Genomic DNA, 13,304 nt, shown 5'->3' with positions numbered 1-13,304 from the left:
ACTGCGTTGCACCGGTCCGCGGCCCCCGGCAACTAGGATTTTGGGATGCCTCTCCTCATCGCCCCCGACGTCAGCTACCACTCCTCCTGGTTGGAGGGAGCCGCCGAATTTGATGGAACCCGCCAGGACGGCGGCGGTTCAGACGGCTGGCCGGTGGCAGAACTCAAGGAGGCCCGGACCTTCCGCCGGTTTGTGGACTCGCTCCGCAACGATGCGTTGCCGGAGAGCCCGCGCCCGCCGGGGCACGTGCCCTGCACCTACCTGTGGATCGTGGACGGCGGGACGTTCCTGGGCTCCCTGGCCATCAGGCATCATCTGACCGATTTCCTCCTCGAGCAGGGCGGACACATCGGCTACAGCGTCAGGCCTTCCGCCCGGCGCCGCGGGCACGCATCTGCTGCCCTGGCGGAGGCCCTGCCGATGGCCCGGGACCTGGGCATCGGCCGGGCACTGCTCACCTGCGATGAGGAAAACTTCGGCTCGCGGGCGACGATTGAAAAGAATGGCGGCGTGTACGAAGACACGCGCAACGGGAAGCGCCGCTACTGGATTGACACCGCAATCCGTATCGCAGGCAGTTAGGGCCGCGCAGGCCCGAACCAGATGGCCAGCGCTTGCTCAAGCCCCGTTCTGGTCCCGTCTCCCGTCCACGCCACATACCCGTCCGGCCGGATCAGCACGGCGGCAGGGGCGCTGACCGCACCGATCACCGGAAGCTGCCACCCGCCGTCGTACGTTGCGTCCACCGCCTGCACCCGCTCCGCCCACGGCCCCGGGTCAATGCTGCCGGGCGCGCCGAGGTTGAGCAGCACCGCACGGGCGTGGTGCAGGAGGGTGAACATGCGCAGCGGACCGGCGGCGGCGACGACGTCGAGATCGGGCATGCGGCGGCCCAGCAGCGGGTGCCCCTCGCCGAAGTCGTAGCGGACGTCCAGGCCGGAAATGAGCCCGCCCAGCCGCTTCCGGGCCTCATCGATGTCCAGCAGGCCTGCCACCGTATCGGCCAGCGCACCGACGCGCGGATCGGCCCGCTGCATCACGGCCTGCGCCATGGTGTGCTTCAGCGCACGGGCCCCGGCGGAGTGCCGCTCGGCATGGTAAGTGTCAAGGAGGCTGTCCAGCGCGATTCCCCTGACCACCTGGGCGAGCTTCCAGCCGAGGTTCACGGCGTCCTGGATGCCGAGCCCGATCCCCTGTCCGCCCGACGGGGAATGGATGTGCGCGGCGTCCCCGGCCAGCAGCACCCGGCCGCTGCGGTAGGCCGCGGCCTGCCGGGTGGCGTCGCTGAATCGGGAGATCCAGGTCGGAGAATGGACGCCGAAGTCGGTGCTGTAGATGTCCTTCAGCGCCCTGCTCAGGTCAGCCAGCGTGGGCTCGGTGGCCGGTCCGATGTGCTTCTCCGTGACCACCACCCGCGTGGTCCGGCCGTCCTCCATGAGGGACAGCCCATGGACCCCCACCTCATCGATGCGCATGCCCGCCGGAGTCTCCCCGGTCACCTCCACCTCGGCGATCAGGCTGCTCCTGGTCGCATCCCAGCCGGGGAACCCGATGCCGGCTGCCTTCCGGACAGCGCTGCGCCCGCCGTCGGCGCCCACCAGGTAGAGCGCCCGCATCATCGTCCCGTCGCTGAGATGCACCTCCACACCGCCGGCGTCCTGGTCAAAGCCGGTCACCGCACGTCCCCGGTGGACCGGCACACCCAGCTCTCCGATCCAGCCGGCCAGGATCCGCTCGATGTGGTTCTGCCACAGGCCGAGCGTGTACGGGTGCCGGCTGGGAAAGTCGCTCACATCCAGCTTGGTGGTCCCGAAGAACGCCGCCTGGACAGGTTTGCCCTCAGCGAGGAAGCGGTCCGCAATTCCGCGCTGATCGAGGATTTCGATGGTCCTGGAGTGGAACCCGCCCGCGCGCGAGCCCGCCAGCTCCGGCGTGGGGCGGCGCTCCGCAATCGCCACATCGATGCCTGCCAGCGCCAGTTCACCGGCCAGCATCATCCCGGTCGGGCCGCCGCCGGCAATGATCACGTCAACCATCAGACCCCGCCTTTCCACGCTTTTTTCCGTGCCCGCCCTGCGGCTGTTTCCCTGCATGATGTCAGGGCGTATCCGAGCCAGTTTGCGGCATGTGGGGGGCCTTGCCGCAAGCCCCCGGACGCGCATTACATTGGAACTGGAGGGGAACCATTACGGTCCGCTGCTGGCCTGCAAAAACCTCTGGCGGATCGCACCGTCCGCAGCTACAGTAGGACCGGGCCGAAACCGGTCCCACCGCGACAGAGGGAGGTGTTTTGATGATTGTCACAGCCGTGCGCCCTGCGCGCTCCGCACCTGTCATCCAAAAACCTTCCCTGGACCGCACCGGCACCGCCTGACCTCATCAGCGGAGCGCCCGGAAACCCAAGGCCGTCAGCGGCCGGTGCGCGGGGACTTCCCCTTGAGGTTTCACAGTGAACTCTTCTTCAGGCAGCACCCTGAACAGCACCATCCCTGACCCCACAACACCAACCAGCGGCGGCCCGCGCCTGTTCGGCTTCACCCCGTCCGTCGCCCAACACTTCGCAAGCCATCCCCTCGCATCCGCCACCGCGCCCGGCCGGGTGGTCCGCGTGGACCGCAACCTGCTGGTCGTGGCGGTGGGCACCGACCTGCTGCACCTGCCCTACCCGCTGACCGGTGAAACGGCGGTGACCGGGGACTGGGTGTGGATCGGGCCCAACCGGGCCGGCGAGCGCCAGATCCTGGGCGTCCTTCCGCGCCGCTCGGAACTGAGCCGCAAGCGCGCTTTCGAGGACTCCTCTGCCGCGCAGGTCCTGGCCGCCAACATGGACATGGTGGGCGTGGTGGTGCCCGTGGACCGGCCCCTTACGCACAACCGGCTGGAGCGGACACTTGTAGCCGCCTGGGATTCCGGGGCCACTCCCCTGGTGATCATCACCAAGGCGGACCTCGCCGCGGTGGCGGACGACGTCGTCGGGAAAGTGATCCTGCAGGCGGCGGGTGTGGACGTGGTCACCACGTCCGCGGAGACCCGCGACGGCATTGACGAACTGCTGGGACACATTCCGGCGGGAGGAACCATTGTCCTCCTGGGGCCGTCCGGCGCCGGGAAGTCCACGCTCATCAACGCCCTGGTGGGCCGCGACGTCCAGGACACCGGAGAGGTTCGGAGCGGTGACTTCAAGGGCAAGCACACCACCACCTCGCGCGAGCTGGTGCCGCTGCCCAACGGAACCGTCCTGATGGACACACCCGGCGTCCGCGGCTTCGGACTGTTCGACGCCGAGGACGGGATCGGCGAGATGTTCGGCGACGTGGCGGCACTGGCAAGCGAATGCAGGTTCTCGGACTGCGCCCACCAGGGTGAGCCCGGGTGCGCCGTCCAGGCAGCGATCGACGACGGTCTGCTCGAGGAACGCCGCTGGCACAACTATCTGAAGATGCAGCGCGAACTGGCCGCCTTGGCCCGCCGGAGCGACTCTGCCGCCCAGCGGGCCTACCAGCGGGAGTGGCACCAGAAGGTGGTATCCGCCGGGAAGTCGCAACGGTGGGCGGAGCGAGAGACGGCCGAGCGGAGGGACCGGCCCGGACGCAAGCGCCGCTGATCAGGTGTGCGTGCACAGTTGGCACCCCTACTACCCGTCCGTAGCGTAGCGCTGCGTTTTGCAGCAGGAGCATACTGGAAACGCCGCTCCATTCGTTGGACGATCTGCCGACCGGGCGGCTCATTCACCGGCAGTTCCCGGGGAACTCTGCCGGCATCCTGGCGAAGGTGGGCCTGCTCCCTTCCCGCGCTTCGCTTCCCTGAAACAGAAGATATTGGTCTCAGAGGGGTAGAAGATCAACGATGAATCGCACCAAGACGGGGCTACTGTCCATGGCCACCGCGGCAGTACTTGCCATGGGACTCGCTCCCGGAACGGCGGTGGCCCATGGAGGATCCGGGCACGGGGATTCGGACCACAGCGACGACTGGCGGAACAATGACGATCAGCGCCGGCTGGTCAGGATCCTGCGCAACGTTACCGAAGACTACCGCTGGCTGAAGAACGCCAAGAAGGACGGCTACAAGCGAATCACTGAATGCATCGATCATCCCGAGGGCGGGGCAATGGGCTACCACTACGCCAAGGAGGACCTGATCGATGACAAGACCCAGCCGCGAAAGCCTGAGGTTCTTGTGTACATGCCGAATCGGTCTGGAGAGTTCAGGCTGGTAGCCGTTGAATTTATCTCGACGGCGGACGACCAGCCGTCGATTGCCGGCGTCGACTTCGAAAAAGGCCCGTTCCCCGACTCCTGGGCGCTCCACGCATGGGTATGGAGGGACAACCCGGACGGCATGTTCGCAGCCTTCAACCCGGACCTGAGCTGCCCCACTAAGAAGTAACAGCCACTGTGGCCAGGCCCATCGGGGGCGGCGGCGATGCCGTCAGAACGACGTCCCGCCCCCGAGGGTGCGGAGCTTGGCCACCCTGAACTCCTCGCGATACAGCGGGAAGCTCTTTTGTCGCCCCCTCGCGCTACACTGAATGAATCGAACATATATTCGAATAAAGGTGTGTTGTGGGCGTACTTATCGGGCCCCGCGTGATAGATGCGGGCGTCTCATTGCTGTCAGTTCTAATCTCTCCCGTTCCCGTCGCTGCGGGCTTCCCGTCGCCGGCGCAGGACTACTTTGACGGCCGGATCGATCTGAACGAGCACCTGATCAAGGACATCACCAGCACGTACGTGGTGCGGGTGTCCGGGGACTCGATGGAAGGTGCCGGGATCAGCGACGGCGATGAACTGATCGTGAACAGGGCGCTGGAGCCACGGGACGGCTGCGTCGTGGTCGCGGTCTTGGATGGGGAACTCACGGTGAAGCGGCTGCGGATCACGCCCGCCGGCGTCGTGCTCCAGGCGGAGAACCCCCGTTATCCGGACATCCGGGTTCCCACCCTCAGCGAGCTCACCATCTGGGGCGTGGCGACGCGGTGCCTGCACCATGTCTAAGCCGGCCCTGATGCGGCACATGCCGCAGATCGCCCACGTGGACGTGAATTGCTTCTATGCCTCCGCCGAACGGGCCTTTGATCCGTCCTTGGAGGGCCGGCCCGTCGTGGTCCTGTCCAACAATGACGGCTGCGCCGTCACCCGCTCCCCGGAAGCCAAGGCGCTGGGCATCCCCATCGGTGAGCCGTGGTTCAAGCTCGCCCCGCGGGCCAAGGAATGGGGGCTCGTTGCCCTGTCCAGCAACTACGAACTCTACGGCGACATCAGTGCCCGGGTAATGGAACTGCTGGGCCGCTACTCGGCCTGGCTCGAGGTCTTCAGCATCGACGAGGCCTTCCTCGGCGTCAAAGGCACCCCGGCGGAACTGCTCACCCTCGGCCATGAAATGAAAACCGCCGTCCGGCGGAACGTCGGCGTGCCCGTCTGCGTCGGGATTGCCACCACAAAGACTCTCGCGAAGCTGGCCAACAAATGGGCGAAAAACAACCCGGCCTTCGGCGGCGTCTGCCACTGGGATTCCGTTCCGGCCGAGGACCGGGAAACGCTGATGAGCCGTCTTTCGGTCATCGAGATCTGGGGAATCGCCACGCGGCTGACCAAACGGCTCAACGCCCGCGGCATCCATTCCATCCTCGACCTGTCCCGGGCAGATCCGGTGATGATCCGGGACCGGTTTTCCGTGGTCATGATGCGCACCGTCCTGGAACTCCAAGGCACCCCCTGCATCCCGATGGAGGAGGAGAGGGTCGGCCGGGACCAGCTGATTTTCTCCCGCTCCTTCGCCACGGCGATTACCACCGCGCACGACCTCCGCCAGGTCCTCTCCGTCTACGGCCAGCAGGCTTCAGCCCGGCTGGCAAAGCATGACCTGCAGGCCAAAGTCCTCACTTCGTTCGCCGCCACCTCACACTTCAACCCCAACGACACATCCTTCCCGTCAGTGTGCGTCCCGCTGCCGATGCCCACAGCGGATCCGGTAATCCTGACCCGGGCCGCGCACGCGCTCCTGCCCCTGATCCACGAGGGCGTGAAATACGCCAAGGCCGGAATCATGGTCACCGACCTGCGGCCCACCGGCAACCAGGCGCCCTTAGCCGTGTTCGAGAACCCGCACGAGGAACGCCACATCGGCAGCCTTCTCGAAGACGTTTCCCGAAAGTACGGCCGCGGCTCCATCGGCCTCGGCCATGCCGGCATCCGCAGCGGGCTCGACTGGACCATGAAGCGGGACATGCTCTCGCCCCGCTACACCACCCGGTGGGATGAACTGCCCCTCGTCAAAGCCGCCTAGCACGGACGGCCTCAGGCAGGAGCGCACGCTGGCCGGTATCCCCTTTTCAGGACCTGCAGGCCTTGCTACTTTCTAAGCATGCTTAGTTTTTAGCGTTAGCGATGCGGCCCCGGTCCGTCCGGAAGCGCACCGCACACGTCGAGGAGGACGGACATGATTGCAGTATTGATGATCGATATGCAGCAGGCCTTCTTCGAGGATCCCGCTCTTGAGCGGCAGAAAGAGGAGACGGTCCGCCAATGCAACCACCTGATAACCGCGGCGAAGGACAACAACGTCAAGGTCCTGCTTGTGAAGACCGAGCACGAGCAGGACAAATCGACCTGGACGCTGAACATGCTCGAGGATGATCAGGGTTTCATCTTCCGCGGCACGGCGCAGGCCGATTTCGTCCCCGGCCTGAGGACGGAAGGGCTCCCCCATCTCCTGAAAACGAGGGACAGCGCCTTCCTCGGTACGGACCTGCACCTGCGCCTGCGAAACTGGAACGCGGACACAATCGTGCTGGCCGGGGTATCAACGCATAACTGCGTGGCCCAAACAGCCGCCGACGCCTTCGCCTACAACATCAGGGTTATCCACGCCGCTGATGCCACTGCATCGGAGGACAAAAATGCCGCCGCGGCCGTACAGGACATCCTGTCCCGCGAGTACCGCCAGCGCGTCCTGCCGCTCACGGAAATCATCGGGCTGCTCGAGGCGGCACAGTAGCGACCCCCCACACGAACCATCAGGGAACCCACACGAACCATCAGGGAACCCACACGATCCGTCTACGGGAATCAGTCGGGCAGCTCTATCTGGAAGCCGCAGGCGCACCGCAGCACCCGTGTCCTGAGGTAGATGTCCAAAGCGTCATCGGCTTCCCGCTCCGTCGACATGGGTGCCACGAGCCGTCGGATCTCGGCGCCGAACCGCTGCATAGGCTGGCCGCAATGGATGTAGTTCCCGCCGAACACGAGGACATCCTGCGGGCTGCTGGTGCGGTTCAGCACCGCGGCGACGTCCGCCACGTCTGCGAGGCGGACATCGTCGAGTCTGCACCTCGTGCAGGAGTATCCGACCTCCACCATGTCCCGGACCGGCGGGCGGGCCGCCGAGATGGAATGCAGCAACAGGTTCTTATCAGTGCCGCACCGGCCACATACCAGCGCAGGTTCGTCCCGTCCTCCTGAAGCGTGGTCAAGGGGGACGTGTGGATCGATGGACATCCTCAGGCAGCGTAGGGGTAACTGGACAGGATGTAATCCGCGGCCGCCGGACCAACCATCCGCAGGCGGCTGTTGTTAACGTCCACTCCCAGCCGATGCATTGCGGCCCGGAAGGTTTCGTCCGGCCTGACCTCCAGACCGTGAAGGAGACACCAGCTGGTGTAAAGCCCATACAGGCAATCCGCGGTCAGCGGACAATCCGTATCAAAGTCGGCGGTGGTGGCTTCTGCAAGGAACTGGGTGAAGTGCGAGGGGGCCATGGTGGCTCTCTTTCGCTGTGTGCACTCTGGCCGCCATGAGGCTATAGCGACATCTCCAAACGGCTTTGCACGGAGCCGAGAAGGGGACAATCACCGAAAAGTGACGTCAACCACTCTGAATCTACGCCCCGTCTCCTGACGTGTCCAGAGGGTGGAGCCCAGGACGCCGAACACTTATGTTGCGGGAACTGGATGCCATAACCAGGACGGCGCCTCACTAACGGTCGGTCTTGACCACCGTGAACAGCACCGCCGAGTCCTCGTCCGCTACAAGGCTGTGCAGCCCGTCCGGCACGATCAGCAGGTCCCCCGCCTTGCCCTGCCACGATTCCTCGCCCGCCTTCAGCCATACAGACCCGGTGATGACGTAAACCGTGGCCTCGCCAGGGTTCTGATGTTCGCTGAGCTGTGTGCCGGCCCGGAAGGCCATGACGGTCTGCCGCAGCTTCTTTTCGTGTCCGCCGAAGGCGGTGTCGGCAGCCCTCCCGCTGGGTGCCGCGACGGCCGCCGCGATCTGCTGACGGGCCAGGGCCTCAATCGATATCTTCTGCATGAGGACACCGTACCCCCAATGCGCGTCCTGAACCGGGGTGCCAACGACTCTTGCGTTGGACGCCAACCCCCGGTAGCCACGAACCGCGGGCGTAGACTGGGCCCACCATTCGAGGCGGAGGCACACTGCCATGAAAAGCATCCGGGCGCAGGCCTACGACGCTGAACACCATGCCACCCTTGGGCAGGGTGATAACGAACGGTTCACCGGATACGGCGTGATGGGACTGCCCTTTAGCTCGGGCCATGTCCTGGCAATGCGACGCTTCCCGGTCACCAGCGTGGGGCCCGGCTACTCATCGGTCTGGCTGCGGCGGCCCTCCGGCGCCTGGACCATCTGCGCCGACGCCCCGCCCGAGGTCTCGTGCGCCCGCTACTTCGGCGCGGCGCTGGCGTCCACGGTCCAGTGCCCCGTAGACGTCACCTGGACGGGGGAGGCCGCGCTAGCAGTGGCAGTCCGGGGCGGACTAAACCTGACCTGGGAGCTTGAGCTCGAGCCCACTCCCCTGACCCGGGCCATGACTGCCGTCATGAGCGCCCTGCCGGGCTTCCTCCTGGAAAACGGACGATTCCTGAGAATGATGGGTGCCGCGGCCGGCCCAGCCCTGAGGGCGGGCCGGCTGGGCCTGGCGGGCGACGTGCCGAACGGCCAGGGCTTCCGTGCCAAGCCCCGCCGCATGTGGTTTGTCTCCTCAAGCACTGCCACCCTTGACGGCGAAGACCTGGGAACGCCGCAGCCCCTGCAGGACCAGACGCGGCTCGGCGATTTCTGGATCCCCCAACGCGGCATCTTCCTGATCGGTGCATCCTCCTTCGACACGTTCGACCCGGGCCGCCACCTGCCCGCGAACGCCGGCAGGGCGAGGTAACCCTCACGCCACCAGTTTGGCCACCAGCTCGCCGCGGCTGCCGACGCCCACCTTCCCGAAGAGTGATTTCAGGTGGTCGTGCACCGTATGCGGGGAAATGAACAAGTGCCGGGCGATCTCCACAGTTGGACTCCCCGACAGGACCTCCAGGCAGACCTCCTGCTCACGGGCGGTGACCCCGTAGGCCGCCAGCAGCAGGGTGGCCAGGTCCAGAGTGGTGGCAGGTTCCACGGTGACCACCATCTGTTCCGGATCGTCACCGGTGATAAGGCGGCTTGCCTGCAGCACCACCCAGTTATTGCGGGCGTCGCGCATTCTTGCCCGCGCCGTGCCTGAAGCGGAGGCATGGGCACGTGCCACGACGGAGTACAGCGTCATGGTGAAACGGCCCGGGGCAGCGTCCTCCACGTCTGCCAGCCAGGCGGCTGCTGCCGCAGTAGCCGCCCGCAGTTCGCCGTGCAGTCCGGCAATCACGATCACCGGCCCGCCCGGGGCCCGCCGCCCGGCGTGCTCCGCCCGCACCGCGATCCGGCTGGCGGCCGCCAATGTAGCCGTCACCGCCCCCAGGAATTCCACCTCGCGGTCCGAGAAATCCCGCCCCGGTCCCCGGAAGATGCTCCCCACTCCCCAGCACGCCTCGTCCACGCGAAACGCGGCCCGCAGTTCGTGTTCCAGGCCGAGCGGCTTCAGGATGTCGTTGATCCGGACGCTGCCGGCCACATCCCGGTGCGGGGCATCTGAAATCCGGGCCACGGTCTGTGGGCGCAGGGACAGCTCCGCGAACCTGTTGGGTTCCTGCCCGGCGTACTCCGTCGCGGCGAACCGCGCCGCATACTCCGCGGTGACGCCCCAGTCCCGCCAGTTGGTAATGGACGTCATCACCAAGGAGTCAGGGTCGACGCCGGCCCAGCACCCTTGCTCGAACGGGACCTCCCGCTGCACAACGGCGAGCGCCGAGGCATACAGCTCGGCCAGGCCCATGCCGCCGGCGGCCAGGGCGGCGATCTCCCGCCGGGCACGCTCAGCGCGTTCTTCCCACATAGCACCAGTATCCGCGCGGGGACCGCCGCCGCAATCCCCCACAACGGGGATTTCGAAAGCACCCCGGTACCCCCTGGCAGGGGATGGGCCGGTGTGCACCGCCGTCGTACGCTTCCCCCATGAACGCCGTATCCCAGATTTCCGCGGTCATCGCGGCACTGATCTACATCGTGGTGTTCCCGCTGGAGAGCTTCCTGATGCACCGGCCGGGCCCGCAAAAATTCCTCAGCACACCGCCCCAGAATGTTCCCGCCGTGATGATGTGGGCCATCCCCACCGGGTTCCGCAACCTGGCGATCGGCCTGGGAGTCCTGGCCGGGGTGGTGGCCGTGAACCTGGGCTACCTCGTGGTGGGCTACACCCTGGTGATCTACTGCTGCGCGAACATGGTGCTCACCGCCCCGGCCATGTTCCTGGCGGACATGCAGGGCCACTACCCCAGGAAGGGCGACAGTATCCCGGGCACGCTGGGCGCCACCGTGCCGGCCCTGATCACACTGATCGCGCTGCCGTTTTAACCGGTCGGCACGTCCGGCCAGCCCGGGCATCCCGGCGCCGAAAAGCAGGACCGGATGCGTTATGCACCCGGCCCTGCGACGGCTTAGCTGAGGTAGCCGTTCGGGTTGAGGACGTACTTGGTGGCCGCCCCGGCGTCGAACTCCGCGTAGCCCTGCGGTGCCTCCTCAAGGGTGATTGCCTTGGCGTTCACGTTCTTGGCGATGTTCACCCTGTCGTTCAGGATGGCCATCATCAGCTGCCGGTTGTACTTCATCACCGGGCACTGGCCGGTGGTGAAGCTCAGCGACTTCGCCCAGCCGGTACCCAGGCTGAGGCTCAGGGCGCCCTTCTTGGCGGCCTCGTCAATGCCGCCGGGATCGCCGGTCACGTAGAGGCCCGGGATGCCGAGCGCGCCGCCGGCCGCGGTGATTTCCATCAGCGAGTTAAGCACCGTGGCAGGTGCTTCCTCGGCGTCCCTTCCGTGCCCGTGCCCGCGCGCTTCGAAGCCCACCGCATCCACGCCGCAGTCCACCTCAGGCACGCCGAGGATCTGTTCGATCTGCTCCGCCGGGCCGCCCTTGGTGAGATCCACCGTTTCGCAGCCAAAACTGCGAGCCCGCGCCAGCCGGTCCTCGTTGAGGTCACCCACAATCACGACGGCGGCACCGAGCAGGTGCGCGCTGGTGGCCGCTGCGAGTCCCACAGGACCGGCGCCTGCCACGTACACGGTGGATCCGACGCCCACCCCTGCGGTCACGGCGCCATGGAACCCGGTGGGGAAGATGTCCGACAGCATGGCGAGGTCCATGATTTTCTCCATGGCCCGGTCCTTGTCCGGGAACTTCAGCAGGTTCCAGTCGGCGTAGGGCACCAGCACGTAGTTCGCCTGGCCACCCACCCAGCCGCCCATGTCCACATACCCGTAGGCGCTGCCCGGGCGGTCCGGGTTGACGTTCAGGCAGATGCCGGTTTTGCGTTCCTTGCAGTTGCGGCACCGGCCGCAAGCGATATTGAACGGCACTGAACAGAGGTCCCCGACTTTGATGAATTCGACGTCGCGGCCCACCTCCACCACTTCGCCGGTAATTTCATGACCCAGCACCAGGTTGGCCGGAGCGGTGGTGCGCCCGCGCACCATGTGCTGGTCCGATCCGCAGATGTTGGTGGCCACGGTCTTCAGGATGACTCCATGATTGACCGCCCGTCCCACGTTCGCCGGGTTTACGCCCGGCCCGTCCTTGAGTTCGAAGCTCGGATAATCGATGTCGATCAGTTCGACTTTGCCGGGTTCCTTGTAGGCAACGGCTTTGTTCCCTGTCATCAGTGCTCTCCTTTGTCAGCCCTGCGCACCCGGTGGGGTCCGCAGTGGATCATAAAGTGTTGCGATGGACCCCCGGATGCAGGGGCTGCCCACGGTTTGAGCAGCTGCATGTCTTTCCTGCCGTCGGAGGTCCCGCCAGTCTAGGCATGCCTCCCCGAAAGGGCCATAGCAAGAGCCCCCTATCTGTTACCCCTGTCTTTGCTACAGGATGCGAATCTTTGCTACAGGATGCGAACGCCGGCTAGCGCCCGGCATCCCCGTCCAGCACCACATTCACCGGCTTGTCGCCGGCCAGCAGCAGTCCGATCTGCTTCCGTATCAGGCGCGCCATCCGCGGCAGCATGGCAGTGCTCGCGCCGCCCACATGCGGCGTGATCAGGACGCCGGGCACAGTCCACAGCGGGTGGTCCCGCGGCAGCGGCTCCGGATCGGTCACGTCCAGGGCGGCCCGGAGCCTTCCGGTTGAGGTCTCGCGGAGCAGGGCATCCGTGTCTGCCACGGGACCGCGGGCCACGTTCACCAGCAGCGCGCCGTCCGGCATCGCGGCCAGGAACTTGCCGTCCACGAGGTGCCTGGTCTGCTCGCCCAAGGGCACGCTTACCACCACGATGTCATGCAGCGGCAACTGCCCGTACAGGGCGTCAATCCCGTAAATCCTGCCGCGATCGTCCTCCCGGCCACGGCTGGCGAGCCGGGTCACCTCTGTTTCGAACGGCAGCAGCCTGGCCTCGATCGCCTTCCCCACTCCCCCGTAGCCCACCAGGAGCACACGCCGGTCCGCGAGGCTGGGGCGCTGCGCGTTGTCCCAGGTGCCGGTGGCAGCATTCCGCACGAAGTCTGCGATGCCGCGCTGACTGGCGATCATCATTCCCACCGCAAGTTCCGCCGTCGACGTTTCATGGACTCCCGCCGCATTGGCGAAACGGCAGCCCGCGGGCAGGACCGCAGCAACGCCGTCGTACCCAATGGATTGGCTCTGCACCAGCCCGACGTCGACGGCGGCGAGCGCGGTCAGCGCGTCCGGTTTGCCCATGTAGGGCGGCACCAGCAGGTCGAACCGGTCCGCGGGCGCCTCGCCGGTGAGGTCCCACAGGAAGATCTCGACGCCGGCAGGCGGCTCCACCGCATCCTTCAGCTCCTGGCTGGGCAGACTCACCCGTAGTTTCCGTTCCGTGGCCACACCGGACATGCGTGCTCCTTCTCTCGACTCCCTTGACAGTTAACCAGCCTCCCTCATGCGGCAGCGGATATCGCGCCATCAAGC

At 66.2% G+C, this 13,304-nt stretch carries 15 protein-coding genes; 8 read left to right on the top strand and 7 right to left on the bottom strand.

Features of this window, described 5'->3' with window-relative positions; all coding sequences use genetic code 11:
* Nucleotides 1-45 precede the first annotated feature (45 nt).
* Nucleotides 46-582 carry a GNAT family N-acetyltransferase gene (locus IDT60_RS04270; RefSeq protein ID WP_191080989.1) on the top strand — a complete coding sequence of 179 codons (537 nt, stop codon included), beginning with the start codon at nt 46-48 and terminating at the stop codon, nt 580-582.
* On the opposite strand, the gene IDT60_RS04265 is transcribed toward IDT60_RS04270, so the two are convergent.
* A complete protein-coding gene (locus tag IDT60_RS04265; protein WP_191080988.1) occupies nt 579-2,036 on the bottom strand; it encodes an FAD-dependent monooxygenase in 1,458 nt (485 codons plus the stop codon). The two genes, IDT60_RS04270 and IDT60_RS04265, sit on opposite strands and share 4 nt — an antisense overlap.
* A gap of 413 nt (nt 2,037-2,449) precedes the next feature.
* Here IDT60_RS04265 and rsgA point away from each other — a divergent pair, with 413 nt between their 5' ends.
* The 5 genes from rsgA (at nt 2,450) to IDT60_RS04240 (ending at nt 6,999) form a co-directional block, all read left to right on the top strand.
* Entirely contained in the window at nt 2,450-3,604 is a 1,155-nt protein-coding gene (gene rsgA, locus IDT60_RS04260) for a ribosome small subunit-dependent GTPase A (protein WP_191080987.1), read from the top strand.
* 242 nt (nt 3,605-3,846) lie between these two features.
* Nucleotides 3,847-4,389: a hypothetical protein gene (locus IDT60_RS04255; protein ID WP_191080986.1), complete on the top strand. Its 543-nt coding sequence runs from the start codon at nt 3,847-3,849 to the stop codon at nt 4,387-4,389.
* A 176-nt stretch (nt 4,390-4,565) separates the two neighbouring features.
* Nucleotides 4,566-4,997, top strand: coding sequence for a LexA family transcriptional regulator (locus IDT60_RS04250; RefSeq protein WP_164201937.1), 432 nt, complete (start codon nt 4,566-4,568; stop codon nt 4,995-4,997).
* Nucleotides 4,990-6,288 (top strand): Y-family DNA polymerase, encoded by a 1,299-nt coding sequence (locus IDT60_RS04245; protein WP_191080985.1) that lies wholly within the window; start codon nt 4,990-4,992, stop codon nt 6,286-6,288. The genes IDT60_RS04250 and IDT60_RS04245 overlap by 8 nt, the downstream gene beginning before the upstream one ends.
* Before the next feature lie 153 nt (nt 6,289-6,441).
* A complete protein-coding gene (locus IDT60_RS04240) occupies nt 6,442-6,999 on the top strand; it encodes a cysteine hydrolase family protein (protein ID WP_191080984.1) in 558 nt (185 codons plus the stop codon).
* Nucleotides 7,000-7,070: 71 nt separating this feature from the next.
* Here IDT60_RS04240 and IDT60_RS04235 read toward each other — a convergent pair whose 3' ends face one another.
* The 3 genes from IDT60_RS04235 to IDT60_RS04225 all read right to left on the bottom strand — a co-directional run bounded on the left by IDT60_RS04235 (nt 7,071) and on the right by IDT60_RS04225 (nt 8,312).
* On the bottom strand, nt 7,071-7,499 hold the full coding sequence (locus IDT60_RS04235; RefSeq protein WP_191080983.1) for a hypothetical protein: 429 nt from the start codon (nt 7,497-7,499) through the stop codon (nt 7,071-7,073).
* 2 nt (nt 7,500-7,501) lie between these two features.
* Entirely contained in the window at nt 7,502-7,759 is a 258-nt protein-coding gene (locus IDT60_RS04230) for a hypothetical protein (RefSeq protein WP_191080982.1), read from the bottom strand.
* A 217-nt stretch (nt 7,760-7,976) separates the two neighbouring features.
* A complete protein-coding gene (locus tag IDT60_RS04225) occupies nt 7,977-8,312 on the bottom strand; it encodes a cupin domain-containing protein (protein WP_191080981.1) in 336 nt (111 codons plus the stop codon).
* Nucleotides 8,313-8,442: 130 nt separating this feature from the next.
* Here IDT60_RS04225 and IDT60_RS04220 point away from each other — a divergent pair, with 130 nt between their 5' ends.
* The gene (locus IDT60_RS04220; RefSeq protein ID WP_191080980.1) at nt 8,443-9,180 is read left to right on the top strand and encodes a hypothetical protein; all 738 of its coding nucleotides are present in this window, start codon (nt 8,443-8,445) and stop codon (nt 9,178-9,180) included.
* A 3-nt stretch (nt 9,181-9,183) separates the two neighbouring features.
* Here IDT60_RS04220 and IDT60_RS04215 read toward each other — a convergent pair whose 3' ends face one another.
* Entirely contained in the window at nt 9,184-10,221 is a 1,038-nt protein-coding gene (locus tag IDT60_RS04215) for a helix-turn-helix transcriptional regulator (protein WP_191080979.1), read from the bottom strand.
* A gap of 119 nt (nt 10,222-10,340) precedes the next feature.
* On the opposite strand from IDT60_RS04215, the gene IDT60_RS04210 reads away from it, so the two are divergent.
* On the top strand, nt 10,341-10,739 hold the full coding sequence (locus tag IDT60_RS04210; RefSeq protein ID WP_191080978.1) for a DUF1304 family protein: 399 nt from the start codon (nt 10,341-10,343) through the stop codon (nt 10,737-10,739).
* A gap of 83 nt (nt 10,740-10,822) precedes the next feature.
* On the opposite strand, the gene fdhA is transcribed toward IDT60_RS04210, so the two are convergent.
* On the bottom strand, nt 10,823-12,040 hold the full coding sequence (fdhA, locus tag IDT60_RS04205) for a formaldehyde dehydrogenase, glutathione-independent (protein ID WP_164201951.1): 1,218 nt from the start codon (nt 12,038-12,040) through the stop codon (nt 10,823-10,825).
* 241 nt (nt 12,041-12,281) lie between these two features.
* A complete protein-coding gene (locus tag IDT60_RS04200; RefSeq protein ID WP_191080977.1) occupies nt 12,282-13,229 on the bottom strand; it encodes a 2-hydroxyacid dehydrogenase in 948 nt (315 codons plus the stop codon).
* Nucleotides 13,230-13,304 lie beyond the last annotated feature (75 nt).

This window comes from Pseudarthrobacter sp. BIM B-2242, assembly GCF_014764445.1.
Lineage (GTDB): Bacteria > Actinomycetota > Actinomycetes > Actinomycetales > Micrococcaceae > Arthrobacter > Arthrobacter luteus_A.
This window is presented reverse-complemented; position numbering and strand designations above follow the sequence as displayed.

Coding starts and splice junctions, on each gene's coding strand:
- IDT60_RS04215 (WP_191080979.1), bottom strand. CDS start 10,221: ATGTGGGAAGAACGCGCTGAGCGTGCCCGGCGGGAGATCGCCGCCCTG.
- IDT60_RS04210 (WP_191080978.1), top strand. CDS start 10,341: ATGAACGCCGTATCCCAGATTTCCGCGGTCATCGCGGCACTGATCTAC.
- IDT60_RS04265 (WP_191080988.1), bottom strand. CDS start 2,036: ATGGTTGACGTGATCATTGCCGGCGGCGGCCCGACCGGGATGATGCTG.
- IDT60_RS04225 (WP_191080981.1), bottom strand. CDS start 8,312: ATGCAGAAGATATCGATTGAGGCCCTGGCCCGTCAGCAGATCGCGGCG.
- IDT60_RS04235 (WP_191080983.1), bottom strand. CDS start 7,499: ATGTCCATCGATCCACACGTCCCCCTTGACCACGCTTCAGGAGGACGG.
- IDT60_RS04245 (WP_191080985.1), top strand. CDS start 4,990: ATGTCTAAGCCGGCCCTGATGCGGCACATGCCGCAGATCGCCCACGTG.
- IDT60_RS04270 (WP_191080989.1), top strand. CDS start 46: ATGCCTCTCCTCATCGCCCCCGACGTCAGCTACCACTCCTCCTGGTTG.
- fdhA (WP_164201951.1), bottom strand. CDS start 12,040: ATGACAGGGAACAAAGCCGTTGCCTACAAGGAACCCGGCAAAGTCGAA.
- IDT60_RS04255 (WP_191080986.1), top strand. CDS start 3,847: ATGAATCGCACCAAGACGGGGCTACTGTCCATGGCCACCGCGGCAGTA.
- IDT60_RS04230 (WP_191080982.1), bottom strand. CDS start 7,759: ATGGCCCCCTCGCACTTCACCCAGTTCCTTGCAGAAGCCACCACCGCC.
- IDT60_RS04240 (WP_191080984.1), top strand. CDS start 6,442: ATGATTGCAGTATTGATGATCGATATGCAGCAGGCCTTCTTCGAGGAT.
- IDT60_RS04220 (WP_191080980.1), top strand. CDS start 8,443: ATGAAAAGCATCCGGGCGCAGGCCTACGACGCTGAACACCATGCCACC.
- IDT60_RS04200 (WP_191080977.1), bottom strand. CDS start 13,229: ATGTCCGGTGTGGCCACGGAACGGAAACTACGGGTGAGTCTGCCCAGC.